This is a genomic window from Candidatus Hodarchaeum mangrovi (genome assembly GCF_975850365.1).
The window spans coordinates 1-16,831 of sequence record NZ_CDLCQJ010000089.1 but is presented as its reverse complement, the minus strand read 5'-3'; the positions used below and the strand labels follow the sequence as shown (position 1 = coordinate 16,831).

Below are 16,831 nucleotides of genomic sequence, written 5' to 3'. Positions count from 1 at the left end.
GATGAATTAATGATCATAAAATGGGTATCAGATTATAATCAATGTACCCTTTGTAAAGTACTGGTTCAATAGCAAAATACTCTGTTGCAGGGATTATACCTTCCAATACAAGTGCACGATTAATTAAATCTATTTTCCAATGAGTTGAAGCCGCTGTTGTACCACCTTGGTACTCTTGATTTTCCTTTAACCAACCTACTATGACATCCCCCTCTAATTTAGCTTGAGAAACTAATATTGCAATTAATCTATTTAAATCCCGGATACCATATTTGTTTTCTAGAACATCAAGGCCTAAATTAATCAAAAAAGGAGTCCCAATTTTTTTTCTCATAGTCTGTTTTATTTGTTGAATTTTCTCTAACAATTGATCAAGATTATCTGGTAGCTCATTTCTATTTGGTGTACTTTTTGGGATGTACCTTTCAAAATTGAAGGTATGTTCTATCCAATTTTCTGTACCCGTAAAAACATCATAAAAACTCTTTTTAGAATCGAAAGTGACTCCTTCACGAAAGATTGAAATCAAGGGACGATTATTATTTAAGTGATTGGTGATCATAGGAAATAAAATAATATCAAGGGCATCTCCTACTGTAGTTGAAACATCAAATAAGTTCCATGATCCTTTTTCTAAACCTCCAGCTAAAAGGTCGTCAAAACTAGAGGCCCCTGTTGAAATAAATTGCTCACCAGGGTCATTCAACGTGGGAGATTTTAATATTATGGCTGGAAAACGATATTTAAATGGTTCAAATGTTTTAAAACGCCCTGAACTTAAGCTAGCTAGATAGGTCTCATTTTTAATCTCTCTACCCCGCATTTTTTCAAAGTTCAACTCTCTAATTCTTCGTGGAATACCATGTTCTGAGATATGCGTTCTTTTACTTAAAACTATTATACCATCAACAATCCAGTCTAAACTGGAATCTTTCACCCCTTCCTCGATGAATATAATTTTTGATTCTTCAGATCTTAAATATTGAACAATGGCTGACTCCCAATGCCTGATTTGACTGTCAGATAAATTGATTGTTAAACCATTCCAACTATCAATTACTATAATTTTTTTTTGTGATTTAGCTCCTAGGGAAAATATTTTTTGAACGAATTCAGGCATTGTTTCAAATTTAAGAATTAAAATATCGGAATCTGATTCAGCTGATTGAGTTCGTGTAGCATCAACAAAAAAAGATCGTTGTCTTTCAGTAGGAATCGTTTCTTCCAACCATGGAAAATCCTGTAAGAGTTCTCTCGGATTTAACCGTGTACTTACGTAAAATGAATTAGGTAAATGAGCCACTAAATCAAGAGCTAAACTTGATTTTCCAGTGCCAGGTAACCCCTTAATTAAGAGAGAATAGCTTTTGTCTAATTCTTCAAAATCTGGAAACTCAGTTGGTAACGATCCCTTTGTTCTTACCATTCATCATTCACTTTCCAAATGTGAATTATATTTATCTTTCTAATTAGATAAAAATTGTTGGAGGGTATCTAAATCATGAAAAAGAATTACATTATCAAACGTAGGTTCGGGTAAATGATTGATTGGATCATAAATAAGGGCTTTTCCCCTTGCGTTTCGACTAAGTTCTCTTTCAGCTGTTAAAATTCCTGTTAGTCCATTTGACACGGCAAGAATATAAGTTCGTTTACGAAATCGACTTTTGGACTTAAGATCAAATGTAATATAGAATTGACGACTTAAAATCGATTCAACTTCAAACCCACAAAATGAAACGACTGATTTTATTTGATCAACAACTTCTTTCACTGAATAAACAACCCCTATTGCATATAACTTATCCATGCTTAAATACACAGAAGTTTATTTTTCTGTTTTATTTAATAAATCAATCCATAATTTTAAAACTGTTGTTTTATTAGAAAGTTTGATCTTTTACTTTCAAAGCTTTTCCTCTAATTCTGAAGCAGCTAATATACCTTTTGAAGTAATGTAACCTGTAATTAATTCATTTGGAGTTATATCAAAGGCAGGATTATAAAAATTTGTTTCGTTTAAATAGAGAGATACTTGCTGATATCGAGATTCTTGGGAATTGAATCCCCATACATATTTTATTTCAGCATTTTCTCTTTCCTCAATAACTATCTCCTTCCCCGTTTTTGTTTGTCTATCAAAGGTTGAAATTGGAAAAGCTGTATAAAAAGGAATTTTATGATAACTAGCTAAAACAGCTAAATTATAGGTCCCAATTTTATTAGCAATATCTCCATTCATTGCAACGCGATCAGCTCCTAAGATTATTAAATCTATTCTCCCCTGAGACATTAGAAAACCCGCAACAGAGTCACAAATAACGGTATGATTGATTTTTTCAGATCCTAGCTCCCATGAAGTGATTTTTCCCTGAATTCTAGGTCTTGTTTCGTCAACAAAAACATGGAATCGCATTCCTTCTCTCCATGCCTGTTTTAAAGGTGCAATTGCACTTCCATGATCAACTAATGCTAAAGCACCGGTATGACAATGGGTTAATATGTTCATTCCATTCTTAATGAGATCTTTTCCAATAATCCCTATCTTAAAACCTTCTTCTTTAATTTGAAAGGCAAAAGCTTCTGCTACTTTCAAGATTTCTTCAGGTGTTTTTGATAAAGATGAAATTATTTTGTCTAATCCATTTTTGAGATCTACTGCTGTTGGCCGAGAATTTAATAGCTCTTGATAAGCAATTAGTATTTGTTTTTGGAAATCTTTTCTATCAGAAAATTCAAAAACAGCTTGAGTAAGTCCATATGCTCCAGCTGCCCCAATAGAGGGAGCTCCACGTATAATCATGTTTTTAATCGCTAATACAGTTTCATGATAATTAGTACAAGTGACTATTTTAATTTCAAAAGGTATTTTTGTTTGATCAATCATTTTTACAGTATTAGAATCTACATCCCACCAAACCGCAGGTTTATCAGTTTCTATCCCATCAATTTTAAGTTTCAAGTATTATACATCCATCTTCAAATAATTTGGAGTTATGAATAGAATATCAATTATAAATTTAATATGGATTAAACTTTCCATTCGATTATTAAACTCATTTTAAAACGAAAAATTATGAATCCATTCCTAATAAAATTAGCTCGTTTTGTTTCTGAAGAAGAACAAGAGCAGATAAAATCTGAAATAAACAAGTTTTGTCTATCATTTAACACATCCTTTCAGATTATATCAGATAACTGGAGAAAAAAAAATCGAATTCTCCTCTTAATCGAATCAAAGGAAGAATATTCGAAAAAAATTATCGAATACCTTCTATCTAATCCAGGAGTTATCACAGTTATAAGGATGTTCCCTGATTCTTTTAATTTCAATCTCCCTCCATTTAAAACACTCATTGACCATCTTAGTGATAAGATTCAGCTATTTAGTATTAATGAAGAATATCAGCTCGATTTTCGTGGATTTTCCAACATACCATTTCATAAAAAATCTATTATCGATCGATTGAAAAAGAAGAAATTAAGGTACAAGGAAGACTCAGAATCAGCCTTTTATTTCGAGGTTATGAAAGATAAACATACTCAATCTCTAATTGGACGACTAGGGGTAAAGTACACTCAAGATTTTTCTAATTTTAAAAGGAATCGTTTTTTTCATACTTCTCTAGTAATTTTTTCTCCATATACTGTTCAAGAAGTAGCAGATTTTTTTCGACTTGCTTTATGCTTTCAAACAGAACTTATAATCACTAATGAAAATCAGAAAGCCGATCAATTATTAAAAAACATGAAAAAAACATACTTTAAAGGATTAAGTAAAGTAAAATATCATATTGTAAATGAGATTGAATCTCTTATAACAGATCCACAAAATATCTGCCTTGGATTTTCTCTCTGGGGAAAACAAGATATTATTCAATTTCTAAAGAAACTAGATAGTATAAGGCAACAATATACATCCTCTGATTCTAAAATTCTTTTAATATATGGCAATGAAGAAAGAGGATTACCTCTAAATCTAAGAACGATTATCCCGGTTTTCCGCATTGGGACTCTTGTATCGGAACCTTTACGAGCATCACAGGCTGCAGCATATACTTTAGGGTTATTGGATACACTTAAATTATAACTAGAGAGAGATTATACATCAAGCTCAAGCATTTTTGATATTGGCATTTCATAAATAAAATTCTGACCTAATCTTGTTAAAATCTGTGCTATCTCCTGTTCCCATAGACCTGCGCGAATTATTAAATGAGACCCTAAAAAGAAATCTAGGGGTAACCGTGTGTATATTTGACTAATATCATAGGTTTGCTTGTAAGTACTCAAGATTAAAGGTACCCAAGATCGAGTGATGGAATGAATTAGAGCAGAGTAATCAGTTATAATATTAAAATTTCGAGCAACATGTTCTTGAACAGCGTGACTAATTATATATGCAACGTCATCCATTCTATCTAATCCAGGTAACATGATTGCATCAATCCATGCAATTTGTCCTGGAGAGATTAGGATGTTACTCATATGACTATCGCCATGAATATAATCTACTCCACCTTTTGATTGCTCCAAAATCTCCATCCAAAAATTTAAAAATTCCTCAGTAATAGTTCCAGATAACACATCAATTAAAGGTTTATATAAAGCAGTATTAGCTGGCTTTTTCTTAGATGGACCATGTAAACGGGCAAGTGAATACCCCGCATATCCCCATAAGTCAGCTGGTTCTACTCCAAACTGAAGAAGTGGAGTGAAGCCACTAAGAAATTCCAATATTAAAGCTTGCACCTCTGGAATTACATGAATTACTTGAGGGGCAAAAACTTGATCTGGAAATCGTTTAATTTGATGTGGTAGCTCGTGGTTCTTCTTCCAATTTTCCCAGTCAACTTGACGTATTTTTAATAGTTCAGAAAGTTGTTTGGCATTCTCAACCTCTGTTTCTAAGTCCTTTGCGAATTTTATTACAATTCCCCCATCAATTATTCCTGCTAGTGCTGTTGAGAGAGCTGCTTCAATAACATAAGTCTTTCCTCCAGCTCCAGTAAAACAGTCTATTTTTTTTATCTTAGTATCAGAGATTCTTCCAGTTGTTACTTGTATATTTCGAGTAATTTGTTCACTTGATTGAAGGATAATCGATCTTACTTTTTCACTAATTCGCTTCTGTTTCTCAGGTGAATCTAAATCCATATAAACTACCTCAATGAAGAAACTGGCGTAAAATATTTCCTCGTTCAACTAATGCATTAATTCCATCAACAGCATCCTCAGCAGTTTTAAATACTGGAATGCCATATCTTTCAAATTCCGAATTAACAGTTGGATCAGGAAGATTATAAATTAAAATAGGTTTTTGTGGAAATTCTCTCCGTAATAATTCGATTCGTGCCGGTGCATCCTTTGATACAGTAGGAGCATCAGTACGTGGTACAATAATTATTCCAGATACATTATTCTGTTTTAAAAATATTTTAGATATTTGTACTATTACTTCTGTTGTGGCACTTCCAGTTAAATCAAGGAAAGATAATGCTTTGTTTCCTTTTCCTCGTGATAATGATGTCTGAACACCTTGTTTTGAAATTACCGCCTCGGCCTCATTAACTGCTTCTTCAGAAAGCACAGCTAATTCAAGATTATATCGATTCATTCGATAAAGGGCCATTGCTGCAGGACCCCCTGTGTTAGCCACTAAAGCAATATATCTTCCAAAGATCGCAGGAGGTTGAGTATACAATGCTTTTATTGAATTTACAAACTGACTTGTACTATCACACTGTATAATACCTGAACGTTTTAAAATCTCTTTATAAATGCCTGTAGGACTTGCGACAGCTCCTGTATGGCTTCTCGCAGCCATTGTAACCTCTTCGGTCATTGGTAATTTTAGAGCAACTATTGGTTTCTTTCGAGCTACAGCTTGAGAAACTTTAATGAACTTCCTACCTGCTTTAATCCCTTCTAAATAAGCTCCTATTACATGAGTTCCAGGATCTGACCCAAAATACTGGAGAAAATCTGTTTCATTAAGATCAGCTCCATTACCATATGAGACAAAACGTCTTAAGCCAATATTATTTTGTTGAAGAACAAGCAGTAGATCAATAGCTAAAGATCCAGATTGGCTGATCAAAGAAACATGGCCTTGTTTTGGTAACTCAAAGTTGGGAAATAGAGTATTAACATTAGTCTGTGTATCAATAAGTCCTAAGCAATTTGGACCAATCAACCTTGAATCGCCCAACGCTTTAACTAGAGCAGCTTGTAAATCATCCCTTCCTATTTCAGAAAATCCAGCTGTGATACAAACAATGGCAGGTATTCCTCGTTTGGAACATTCCGCAACCGATTTAATAGCTAATTTAGTAGGTAAAACGACAATTGCAAGGTCTGGAACCTCAGGTAAATCAAATACACTAGGATAACATTTAATTCCCATTATTTCAGTAACTTTAGGGTTTATAGCATAGATTCGACCATGAAAAGGGACAACAAAATGATTAAAAATGAGTCTTCCGTATTTTTTTTCATCAGAGGATGCTCCTAGTATTGCCACTGATCTTGGTTCAAAGAAAAAGTCTAGCACTCCATATTCCAACCAACAATATCTTATTCAAAGTTATTTATTAATGACTTTGAGTTTTTAACTAAAAAATCTAAGAGACAGTGTTCCTTTCAGGTACATTTAATAAATTCTCATTGGTCTTAAATAAAGTACTTGTTTATACAAGGTGAATAATTTTTTAAAATATTATTTAGAGGAAGTTCTCATTTCTTTCACGATCCGAGCAACATGAGAAGGAATTGCCTCTAATTTGGGAAATTTAACCATATTATTAATAGATTAACTCAATACTTATTTTAATTCTCTGAGTACAATAAATTATATCCCAAAGACTGATTTCAGAAAATATTCCCCCCTTTATTTGGAAGAAGTATTCTTATTTTAGCTAAAATAAAGGTACATTCAATTATAAAGATGGAAGGACACTAAAATATCAGCCCAGAAACTTAAATATTTGTATAATTTAGATAAAAACGGTTTAGAACTATCTCTACAAACGATATTATTAAATTTAAATCCAACTATACTAATTCTCTGGAGTTCAATAAATATTATTATTCCTATAATTACTCTATTTTATTATTTCTGGCAGTTTGAGTTTTACCATCCTTTATTCTGGATATTTATTCCTGATTCCTATACTTTTGCTATTATGTTTGGAATTTTTATAATTCTAACACTTGGATTCAAAAAGAATATTCAAATCCTAAATATAATCACTTTCATAGGTCTAGTCAAAGTATTTTTTGGTTATATAACTCTATTTCTCCTAATCCCTTCATTTTTTGATATAGTGTCTTTAACAGCGCATAGTTTCGAATTAATTGAAGGATTAACTCTTTTACCCTTCATAAGAACTGATTTACAAAATTATATCTTTAGTGCAGGAATCCTAATACTTGATTGGTTCATGGATTTCAATCCTTTTATTCTACCCACCCTCGCCTTGTACCCATTTCATGAACAATATAATCTGAATCCTACATCTCCATTTATTGGTATTTTTTTTCTTGTTTTTAGCTTTTTAATATTTAGTTTACTAATTATGATCAAATTTCTCAGGTGGAATCATTCTAAAACTCCTATAAAGTTTATTGAAACTCTTTAATCGACTTTATCCTAAATTTTAAAGAATTAAATAGGAATTAGTGAAATGCTTGGTGTCAATATCATAACAAAAACCGGAATTTTAGTTTTTAGTCATGGTTTTACAAGTAGCTATTACGAAGACGTTGATGAAGAATTACATGCTGGTATTATGACTGCAATTCTAAATGCAATTCGTGAAACTCAAAAAGAATCTATTATTTCCATCCGTCAACGAGAAGATTATTTTTTTTTGCTTTATGAAGGTGTTTTAACGTTTGGAATTCTTCCAACCTCCGAAGAAGATCCAAAACTCCTTGAATTTTTAAGAAAAATTGTTTTAAAATTTGAACTTATGTATACAAAGGAATTACATCAAGATGCTATTTTAGAACGTAAATATTTTGAAGAATTTCGTCCCATAGTAAAGAAAATGTACAGTGAAATGGTTGAAATTGATACTAAACTCCTTGACAAAATTATGGTAATAATGAAAAATTCAACCTTTACTAATTATATTATTTATGAAACTGAATTTTTTCATCCTGTTTTCAAAGCTATTTTAGAACCAAATTTGAATTTTCACGCAGATAGGCTAACCCAGGTTTTTAGACATATTATGGATTTTGGTTTAAGAATTAATCAAAATTTTATTTCGGGAGAATTTAATTTTGAAGAAATCACCATGCATACTTTGAAAACACCTTCCCATTGTATTGCAATTTTTAATACAAATGGACAGAGAGAAAGGGAATCCATAAGAAAGGAAATAAATCAGTTAAAAAGGAAAATTTGGGAATTAAATTAATCCACACTAATAAATTTAGATTTTAATCTATTAATTTCATTCATGGTTTTTTCATGTAAATGAGACATAGTAATACAGATCACAAGATATTTTTCAAATTGCTCAACAATAATCCAATAACTTGAACCCAGATTGAATGTTAGCTGAGTTATTGGATATTTAATTTTATAACTAGCTTCCAATATTGATTTACACATTAAAGCAACAGTATTCGCATGGGAATAAAGTTCTGGAATAGAGATCGTGGTAAAAACTTGGTGTAAATGGGGTTTTTCAAGGATAATATAATCCGAAAATAAAGAATCCTCCATAATCTCAATGATTTTTGATAATCCGACCACATCAATCGAAATTAAATTATCATACTTAGTTTCAAGATATTTATGAAAGTTCTGAAAGTCATTATCATCAAATTCACTAATCTCTGATGATAGTAAATCTTGAAATTGCGTCTCAAAATCTATTAATGTTGAATTAGCAAAAACTTCCTCCTTAAGATCATTTTCATAACTGAAGAAAAGACCATAAGTAAACTTCCCTTCTACAATGTGAACGAAATATTTTCCTTGATCTATGGTTGTGATTTCTGTTTTAATATCTGAATTAGAACTACTTTCCTTGACTGCATTTAAGACTGCAGTCATAAGACCCGCTCTTAAATCCTCATCAACATCTGAAAATCCTGGTACAAAAAAGTGAGAAAATAACAAAAGACCATCTTTTAGAGTGATATTGACACCAAGCACTGCAAAAATCCTCAAAAAATACTATTTTTTTCACTTGATTCTAACATTCTAGTTAAAGACTTTCGCTAAGATTAAAATTTATCTATAAAAAAGCAATTAATCAAGTGAGTCTATAAATGCGAATGCTAATTTTCGATCCTAGAATCTCGGGAGCTGCAGGTGACCTTTTAATTGCTGCTTTATTAGATATGAATTCTTCTAAATTTCGATTGGAGTTTTGTACACTTCTTAAAGAGCTTTTAATAAAAATTGATCCACAATTTGATATATTACATTCGGTAATAACAAAAAAAGGAATTGCTGGAACACAGATTAAAACTAAATCAAGTACTTACTTTCAGCCTCAAGAATTAACTGATCATATAACCTCCCTTGGAAATTCGTTAAATCTATCTAAACCTGCTTTGAATCTTGCATTGAATGCAATAAATTTCATTATAGAAGCAGAATTAAAAGTGCATAATAAAGATTCAATTAACAACACTCATTTACATGAATTAGCTTCGACAGATACACTTTTTGATATTTTGGGTTTTTCTTATCTTTTTGATAAACTTGGGTTAAATTCTTATAAACTTATTCTACTCCCAATAGCAATTGGAGGAGGAATTATAGCCATATCTCATGGAAAGGTCTCTGTTCCTGCTCCTGCAACATTAGAAATAATAAAAAAAGCTAACTTAATGGTTATTGGAGGACCTATTGAAAAGGAACTGCTAACACCTACAGGTGCAGCTTTATTAGCAGCTTTGAATGCTCAACCATGTACAAATATTCCATTGATCACTGTACAAAACTATGGAAGAAGTTTGGGGACTAGAAATTATGAAAGTGAGATAATTCCTTTTCTACAAATATTGGAAGGAACTGAAGTTCAAGAATTTCTTCAAGAAGATATCATTATTTTAGAAACAAATGTTGATGATGTTGATGGAGAGATTCTTGGGTATCTCTTTGATCTCCTTTATCAGGAACAATTAGTTTTGGATCTTTCTATGATTAATACTATTACCAAGAAAAATCGCCCAGGAATGTTAATACGTGCCATTGTTAAACCTATAAATGCTCATCAAGTCACAAATATTCTAATTCGTCATTTAGGAACACTAGGAGTACGAATCTTACCTAGTACACGACATATAATTCCCAGACGCATAGAAACACATCATATTACTCTTAATGGTATGAAAGAGTCAATCCAAGTAAAGAAGGGGTTTATAAAAGATGAGCTTATTTCTGAAAAGATCGAATTTGAAGATATTAAACGTCTTGCAAAGAAAAAGAAAAAAACTTTACGAGAAATACGTCAACAAATCCATTCTGATATGAAACGGGAGACTTGAAGACTTGAATGAAATTGAACAAATATTATCAGATTTTAAATCGAATAAAATAACTCTTGAAGAAGCCAAAAAATTACTAAGGCTTTTCAGCTTAGAATTCATTGAAAATGAAGTTACTCTTGATTCAGGACGTTTTAAACGCAAAGGAATACCTGAAGTAATTTATGCGGAAAAAAAGAGTCCAGAAACGGTTAGAAGAATAATTCAAACTCATTTGAAAGAAAATTCATCAATTTTAGTCTCACGAGTACTAGAAAAACATCTTGGAATTATTAAAACTAATTTTGCAGAGCAATATAATATCCAAATTTCACCCCAATTTGAACCTTATTCGGTAATTGTAGCAACAAAAGATTATCAATTTCAAAAATCAGTAAATAAAATCGGAATTCTCACTGCAGGAACTTCTGACATACCTGTTGCTGAAGAAGTCAAAGCCATTGCCAAAATGATGGGAGTAAGTACTATACAGTTTAATGATGTAGGAATTGCAGGAGTTCATAGAATTTTTGAACCATTAAAAACAATGCTACAAGAAAATGTCCGAGTTATTGTAGCAATTGCTGGGATGGAAGGAGCTTTACCTGCGATAGTCACAAGTTTAGTTCAAATTCCAGTAATTGGAGTTCCCACATCTGTAGGATATGGTTATGGAGGAAAAGGAGAAGCAGCTTTATTAACGATGTTACAAACTTGCTCTCCAGGTCTAGTAGTAGTAAATATAGATAATGGTATAAATGCTGGCGCAACAGCGGCATTAATCATAAAACAGATTGAAGAAAAAGCATGAAAAACAAGTAGATTAATTAATTTTACTTAAAACAACAGGCAAAAAATCTATCAAACCGTCAGAGAAAGTGTTTTAATTGAAGGTGTAAATGATATGACTGAAAAAAAAGTGAATGAAAAAGAAATTCATGAAACAAAATCAAATAATAACGAAAAGGATCAGATGGACCAAATATCCAATTCTGATAAAGAAACAGAAGAAAAAGATCAGTCTAAAAAGAAATATATTTTTAATTGTACAAAGTGTGGACAATGTTGCGAGAAAAGAGAAACAGTTCCATTGTCGTTGGCCGATATTCGATCATGGTCAAAATCAGGTATTTTTAATGCTGTATATCCTCATATTAAAATTAAAACTTTTCAAACAGATAATAAGAATCAATATATTGCTCTTGTTCTTGAAGGAACAGAAAAAGGATGCCCATTGTTTGACCAAGAAAACAAATTGTGCAATATATATCATTCGATGCCTTTAGAATGTAAAGCTTTTCCTTTAGGATTCAATGGACAAAATTATTACATTAAAGATAAGACAGTTCCTGGACTAGGTCAAGGTACTATGACTAAAGAAAGATTAATCGAAGATCGAGATAATGCTAGGGAAGATTTTGAAGCACGTCTTGATACACAGATATTACTTCCTCTCCTATATTCTGCTTTTATGCAAAATATAATTGAACAACAACAGCAAATTATGGAAGAGATGCCTCAAGAAAAGCGAGAACAACTGGAAGAATTGTTGAAAAAACCAAAATCTGATACAAAATAATCAAGCTTGAGGATTATATCCACAATTTGAACATTCCCATCTGGCAATGGGAATTGTAATCCCCTTAATTTCTTCTGAATAAGGTAAAAGATTTCCTTTACCACATTTTGGGCATAATGGAGTATCAATTTTTGTTCTGCTATTTTTCTGAAATAACTGAGATTGTACCAATTTTTTCGAAGTGTGAGTCTTTCTCTTCGAGATTTTTGAGGGTGACTTTTCCCTTGAACTAACCTTAACTTTTGAAATTCGTTTTTTAGTATCTTTATTTACCGCTTTCACATCTTGAGTTTGTTCTATTACTGATGTTATAACAGTAGATTGATCCATCGGCCCTAAACCTTCTTCAGGTACATCTTCAACGCATATCCAGAAATCTTCAGGTTCACTTCCTTGGTCAGCGGACCGAACACGCAAAGTTAAACCATATAATCGCCGAATTTCTTGAGCCACTGTGCTTGATATAAAACGGGTTCGTACATGTGCTCCTTGGCCTATCCAGATCCATAGTTCCTTTCTTTCTTCCACAACAAGAATAAAGACTTCACCTGATTTTAAATCTTCCTTTTTAAAGGCGACAGGATCCCAATTACCATCATCTTGTACTTGATAAGCAACAAGTCGTGCCAAAATTAAGAACCACTCAAAAGTAAAGCATCTATGTGTTGAAATAATACCCTTTTAAAAAATTTGAGTGTAGATTATTAATTTCCTAATAAAGCCTCAATCTTAAAGATATGGAGAGGAATGCATTTATATTGAACTGTTTTAGTTAAGATGAACTCTTTGGGGGTTTCTATAAGCTTATCAAAACTAAGAAAATCAATAAAGTTATTTGGAGGAGGATCCAAAATCTTGGGGAGGCGTGTTTCAACATTATATTCATTTAGGAATAGTCCAGAAATAGTCGACTTTTTTCTTTTAATTGTAATAATCCCTTTATTTAACTTTATAACGCATAATCGCTCAGGTAATATTATCTTACTCCGTTTCCAATGAATTTTCATATCATATGAAGGGGAGAAAATGAATTTAAACGAGGGAGTCCAAAAAAACCCAATTTGTAGCAATAAAAATATAGAGATTAGAATTATTAATCCTGCAACTTCATTCATTACTGGTTTTATTGGTTGTAACAATCTAACATATGAATCAGCTATTTCAAAAGAGAACTGTTCAGGAGGGGAATTACTAGAAGTAGGACCCAAGGTATTCGGAAGAGGAACAATGAAGATGAATAGAACAATACTGCAGCTTATAGCTGTTATCCCAAGAAAAAGCTTAGTTTTTCTAATTCTTTTATCAGGAATTAATAACAAATTTTTCAATCTCCTGTATTTCTAGTTAAGAGTTCCTGTAATTTTTCTCCATGTAATTGAACTAACTCAATCATACGTTGAACAAGTTTATTATCTGCATTCGCATATGCAAGCTTCATTCTTGAATGGATTTCGTCTAACATAACTAAATTATCTTTTTCCAAAGCTTTGAGATCATTATATATTGATTTGGACTTGACTGAAATACCTAAAGTCCTTGCGATATCAATCCCAGAGAGTCCTTGTGGATAAATAGCGATAAGCTGCATAAGTATCAATCTTTTGTGAAAGGATAAAGGGGTTGTGAATAGGTAAACAATTGATGAATAATAATCACGTGTAAGATTTAGTAACCTCTGGGTTAATATTGTAATGTACTGACTAATCTCAGGACGAACTTGAGCTGTGGTTTCCAATGAATTTAATATATCACGAATTGTATTATCACTTTTTGTTTTTTCACTGGATGAAGTCATGAGTAAAGATCTCCATTAACTTTGTCAGGTTTATGAGAACACCAATAGGTGTGTAAAGATACACAATTAATAACAAGTACTTCCACCTTTAGTATATGTTCGTAAAGGATACAATCAAAACCTTTTTTGAGGATTTATTTCATGGTACAGCAATCTTTAAAACATAGCTTCAGGAGAGTTTCAGGATTTTCAACTATTAAGGAGAAAGATTCTGAGAATATAAATTATGAAAGTGCTATAAAAGGCACCACGCTTGATGTTTACTTTTTTCTCCTTAAAAAACGAGAGGCAGCTGGTGTTCGTGAAGTTCAAAGAGAATTAAACCTCTCATCACCAAGTGTAGCAAGTTATCACTTAGAAAAATTAGAATCATTAGCTATCATTAGGAAAAATCGATTTGGTAATTATGAACTTGCCAAAAAAATTGATATAGGAGCACTAAAGCAATTTGTTTTAATAGGAAATTATACACTCCCTCGTTTTTCACTTTATGCAACCTTTATTACAATATGTTTCCTTGGTTATCTCGTTTTTTTTCTAACTTTTCCGATTTCAGTTGGGGAATTATTTGCACTCATTTTTGGATTATTTGGTGTAATTATTTGTTGGATAGAAACTTTCTTGAGTTGGAACTCAAAACCTTTCTGAAATGCTAAGGGAATTAAATAAAACGGACTCGTTCTCTTATATCAATTTTTGGAAAACGATGTTCCTGCTCTGTATCTCGCCAAATTTCCTTTAGTTTGTATTTCTCAATAAGTAATGAAAGCTCTTTCAAAAATTGTAATAATTCTCGCACCTTTCTAGCAAATCGATACATAGACATCTCATCATATCGATACCCATTGAATATACGAAGTTCTTCATTTTCACTAGTGAGGATAATCCTTCCTGTAAAGAATTGTCCCTGAATATTGAGAATGTCTTTCAAAAAATCTAGAACAACTTTCTCAGGTGCTTCTTTTAGTTCCGTGAGTGCGTTTGAAAAAAAAGAAATATGAGAATATCCATTCTCTAAGGTAATATTAAGATCAGGACAATCTTTTACAGTTAAAAGGAACGTATAGGTTTTATTTTGTAAATCTGCGAGGATAACATATTCAAAACGAAGTAATTCTAGCCATTGCTTGATTCTATCGACCTGTTTTGGGAGATCTGCCCGTGGATCAATTCGGTGGATTGTTCGCATAATTTTTCCTCGTATTAAATGATTATAAGGTGGATTTAGTGGCTATTTTTCTCTTTTTTATCGCTTGAAATTTGAAAAAGGGTTCTATTTCGAAAGGGAATCAAGCACATAATTAACGTTTCTTTTAAAATATCTTTCCGGTTAATCTTATTATCAGTGAAAAATCCAATTGCTCCTTGTTTTTGTTTAATATTTTCAATACCACTAGCTTTATCTACTATTGTCCCTAATTCTAAGAAAGGATCATCTACAAGAGCTTCATACCAGTGACTAGGGAGGGGAATTTCACAACCCCGTACTGTTTCGATATACACAGGGTCAGCAACAGTGCAAAACACGATGATTCGATGTGTTCCAAACCTAGTTTGTGAAATCCCTCCCTCTAAACCCACGTAATAATCAAATTCTGGATTATAATCCCTTATTAATTGTACCCTTCTCTGAGAATATTCAAAAGTTTCTAATTCTCCAATAGGTTGATTGGTCCATTGAAGGTGCTTCAGATAATTATTTGGGGAATTTAATGTAGTTACATCAATCGGAGTAATTTTGACATCATGGAAAAATGTTTCAAAAGCTTCTTTTGCTGCTTGTATTTTAATTGGATTTTTACTAGCAACTTGGACTTTAATAGACAACTTGTATCTTCTCCTCTAAATAACAGATGATTTTTGAAACTATAACCCATGCAGGAAGTACATCGTGATATAATGGTAGTAAGATTATCGAAAAATGACTATCCTTCAACATATTTAATAATGTAAAATTTAGGTCCCCTGATTGGTAACCCCCAATGAGAAAGATTAAATCATTCATAAGGTTAATTTGTGACAATGAATGAATAGTAATCGGGAATTCTCCTTTGAAATGACTCGTTTCACAAAGTATTATTTGTGAACTCGGTTTCGACTGAAGGATATGATCAAGTGAGCATGATTCCAACTTTAAAATCGGATTTCCTTTAATTGGAACACGTCCTTGATATAATAATTGTGAAAACAAACCGCAAAAACGGTTATAATTAACAGGTACTCTCCAAGTTAATGGTATTTCAATACACAAATTTTCCCGAGTATGAATAATGACTTTAAATATTCCTTCGGAAAATAAAGGAGAATAAACGGTGTTCAGAAGCATATGATGTATAATATCAGGACGCCCTCGCTGATTTGAGTCTGGTAACATGTCCATTAAAGGACTATGTATTGCCCCATCAAGTAAAATTCCTCTATCACGCTTAGATGTATTAAATTGCCATTCTTTTCGGATTAACGCATGTCTTCTTAAATTTTGGGGAATTAATTCCAATCCTGCATTAAAGAAGATAAAATCTATTGCCAAATATAACTCTCCATTAAACTAGTTACGGTTAGTAAGCAAATGAACTCCATCTATAGGGAGATTATTCAAATTTCGTAAAATCTTTTTCTATCCATCAAAAAACATATTTGGATTTTTTAATCTATATCCAATCAAGTTCATTGCAAATTGTATCACTCTTACCGTATTCTCCTAATTTGAACTTATTAAATCGTTTAAAGATATAATCTCCTTTTTTGTCGCCAATATATATTTGAGATTGACGTCCCTTCTTTAAATTTATAATTATGAACTCACAAGATGTTCAACAGGGAATTAGATGCTACGATCATATGTTTTACCTAAAAAACTTAAAACTGTTCATCAACCAGGTCAACAAGTAGAGATTTGGATTAATGAAAGACATATCTCATCAATAAATGAAATTCCTATGAAAGAACAATCTTTTATACGA

General features: G+C 32.0%; 19 protein-coding genes. 7 read left to right on the top strand and 12 right to left on the bottom strand.

The window, feature by feature from the left end; translation table 11 throughout:
• Positions 1 to 13: 13 nt before the first annotated feature.
• The 3 genes from ACWVCY_RS08590 to mtnA form a co-directional block, all read right to left on the bottom strand.
• Positions 14 to 1,426 (bottom strand): RAD55 family ATPase, encoded by a 1,413-nt coding sequence (locus ACWVCY_RS08590; RefSeq protein WP_455142069.1) that lies wholly within the window; start codon positions 1,424 to 1,426, stop codon positions 14 to 16.
• A gap of 39 nt (positions 1,427 to 1,465) precedes the next feature.
• Entirely contained in the window at positions 1,466 to 1,810 is a 345-nt protein-coding gene (locus ACWVCY_RS08585; RefSeq protein WP_455142067.1) for a hypothetical protein, read from the bottom strand.
• A gap of 96 nt (positions 1,811 to 1,906) precedes the next feature.
• The gene (gene mtnA / locus ACWVCY_RS08580) at positions 1,907 to 2,962 is read right to left on the bottom strand and encodes an S-methyl-5-thioribose-1-phosphate isomerase (protein ID WP_455142065.1); all 1,056 of its coding nucleotides are present in this window, start codon (positions 2,960 to 2,962) and stop codon (positions 1,907 to 1,909) included.
• Between the two features lie 114 nt (positions 2,963 to 3,076).
• Between mtnA and ACWVCY_RS08575 the strand changes: the two genes are divergently transcribed.
• A complete protein-coding gene (locus tag ACWVCY_RS08575) occupies positions 3,077 to 4,090 on the top strand; it encodes a hypothetical protein (protein ID WP_455142063.1) in 1,014 nt (337 codons plus the stop codon).
• A gap of 11 nt (positions 4,091 to 4,101) precedes the next feature.
• Here ACWVCY_RS08575 and ACWVCY_RS08570 read toward each other — a convergent pair whose 3' ends face one another.
• Positions 4,102 to 5,157 carry a hypothetical protein gene (locus ACWVCY_RS08570; protein ID WP_455142061.1) on the bottom strand — a complete coding sequence of 352 codons (1,056 nt, stop codon included), beginning with the start codon at positions 5,155 to 5,157 and terminating at the stop codon, positions 4,102 to 4,104.
• Between the two features lie 10 nt (positions 5,158 to 5,167).
• Entirely contained in the window at positions 5,168 to 6,553 is a 1,386-nt protein-coding gene (locus ACWVCY_RS08565; RefSeq protein ID WP_455142059.1) for a CoA-binding protein, read from the bottom strand.
• 433 nt (positions 6,554 to 6,986) lie between these two features.
• Here ACWVCY_RS08565 and ACWVCY_RS08560 point away from each other — a divergent pair, with 433 nt between their 5' ends.
• Together ACWVCY_RS08560 and ACWVCY_RS08555 are read left to right on the top strand one after the other, a co-directional pair.
• Positions 6,987 to 7,640, top strand: a complete 654-nt coding sequence (locus tag ACWVCY_RS08560) for a DUF1405 domain-containing protein (RefSeq protein WP_455142058.1) — start codon at positions 6,987 to 6,989, stop codon at positions 7,638 to 7,640.
• Between the two features lie 45 nt (positions 7,641 to 7,685).
• A complete protein-coding gene (locus ACWVCY_RS08555; protein ID WP_455142056.1) occupies positions 7,686 to 8,426 on the top strand; it encodes a hypothetical protein in 741 nt (246 codons plus the stop codon).
• Here the strand turns inward: ACWVCY_RS08555 and ACWVCY_RS08550 are convergent.
• A complete protein-coding gene (locus tag ACWVCY_RS08550; RefSeq protein WP_455142054.1) occupies positions 8,423 to 9,172 on the bottom strand; it encodes a hypothetical protein in 750 nt (249 codons plus the stop codon). The two genes, ACWVCY_RS08555 and ACWVCY_RS08550, sit on opposite strands and share 4 nt — an antisense overlap.
• A gap of 116 nt (positions 9,173 to 9,288) precedes the next feature.
• Here ACWVCY_RS08550 and larC point away from each other — a divergent pair, with 116 nt between their 5' ends.
• From larC to ACWVCY_RS08535, 3 genes are all read left to right on the top strand, one after another.
• Positions 9,289 to 10,515 carry a nickel pincer cofactor biosynthesis protein LarC gene (larC, locus tag ACWVCY_RS08545; protein WP_455142052.1) on the top strand — a complete coding sequence of 409 codons (1,227 nt, stop codon included), beginning with the start codon at positions 9,289 to 9,291 and terminating at the stop codon, positions 10,513 to 10,515.
• Positions 10,516 to 10,519: 4 nt separating this feature from the next.
• Entirely contained in the window at positions 10,520 to 11,305 is a 786-nt protein-coding gene (larB, locus tag ACWVCY_RS08540) for a nickel pincer cofactor biosynthesis protein LarB (protein WP_455142050.1), read from the top strand.
• Between the two features lie 93 nt (positions 11,306 to 11,398).
• Entirely contained in the window at positions 11,399 to 12,073 is a 675-nt protein-coding gene (locus ACWVCY_RS08535; protein WP_455142048.1) for a YkgJ family cysteine cluster protein, read from the top strand.
• On the opposite strand, the gene ACWVCY_RS08530 is transcribed toward ACWVCY_RS08535, so the two are convergent.
• From ACWVCY_RS08530 to ACWVCY_RS08520, 3 genes are all read right to left on the bottom strand, one after another.
• Complete coding sequence (locus ACWVCY_RS08530; RefSeq protein ID WP_455142047.1) at positions 12,074 to 12,703, bottom strand: hypothetical protein; 630 nt, start codon at positions 12,701 to 12,703, stop codon at positions 12,074 to 12,076.
• Between the two features lie 74 nt (positions 12,704 to 12,777).
• Positions 12,778 to 13,392, bottom strand: a complete 615-nt coding sequence (locus ACWVCY_RS08525) for a hypothetical protein (protein ID WP_455142045.1) — start codon at positions 13,390 to 13,392, stop codon at positions 12,778 to 12,780.
• A gap of 5 nt (positions 13,393 to 13,397) precedes the next feature.
• Positions 13,398 to 13,868 carry a hypothetical protein gene (locus tag ACWVCY_RS08520; protein WP_455142043.1) on the bottom strand — a complete coding sequence of 157 codons (471 nt, stop codon included), beginning with the start codon at positions 13,866 to 13,868 and terminating at the stop codon, positions 13,398 to 13,400.
• Positions 13,869 to 14,009: 141 nt separating this feature from the next.
• Here ACWVCY_RS08520 and ACWVCY_RS08515 point away from each other — a divergent pair, with 141 nt between their 5' ends.
• On the top strand, positions 14,010 to 14,516 hold the full coding sequence (locus ACWVCY_RS08515; RefSeq protein ID WP_455142041.1) for a winged helix-turn-helix domain-containing protein: 507 nt from the start codon (positions 14,010 to 14,012) through the stop codon (positions 14,514 to 14,516).
• 13 nt (positions 14,517 to 14,529) lie between these two features.
• Here the strand turns inward: ACWVCY_RS08515 and ACWVCY_RS08510 are convergent, their stop codons facing one another.
• The 3 genes from ACWVCY_RS08510 to ACWVCY_RS08500 are packed head-to-tail and all read right to left on the bottom strand — an operon-like array spanning position 14,530 to position 16,398.
• Positions 14,530 to 15,057, bottom strand: coding sequence for a hypothetical protein (locus tag ACWVCY_RS08510; RefSeq protein WP_455142039.1), 528 nt, complete (start codon positions 15,055 to 15,057; stop codon positions 14,530 to 14,532).
• Between the two features lie 35 nt (positions 15,058 to 15,092).
• On the bottom strand, positions 15,093 to 15,695 hold the full coding sequence (locus tag ACWVCY_RS08505) for an inosine/xanthosine triphosphatase (protein WP_455142037.1): 603 nt from the start codon (positions 15,693 to 15,695) through the stop codon (positions 15,093 to 15,095).
• Complete coding sequence (locus ACWVCY_RS08500; protein ID WP_455142035.1) at positions 15,685 to 16,398, bottom strand: hypothetical protein; 714 nt, start codon at positions 16,396 to 16,398, stop codon at positions 15,685 to 15,687. The genes ACWVCY_RS08505 and ACWVCY_RS08500 overlap by 11 nt, the downstream gene beginning before the upstream one ends.
• Positions 16,399 to 16,831 lie beyond the last annotated feature (433 nt).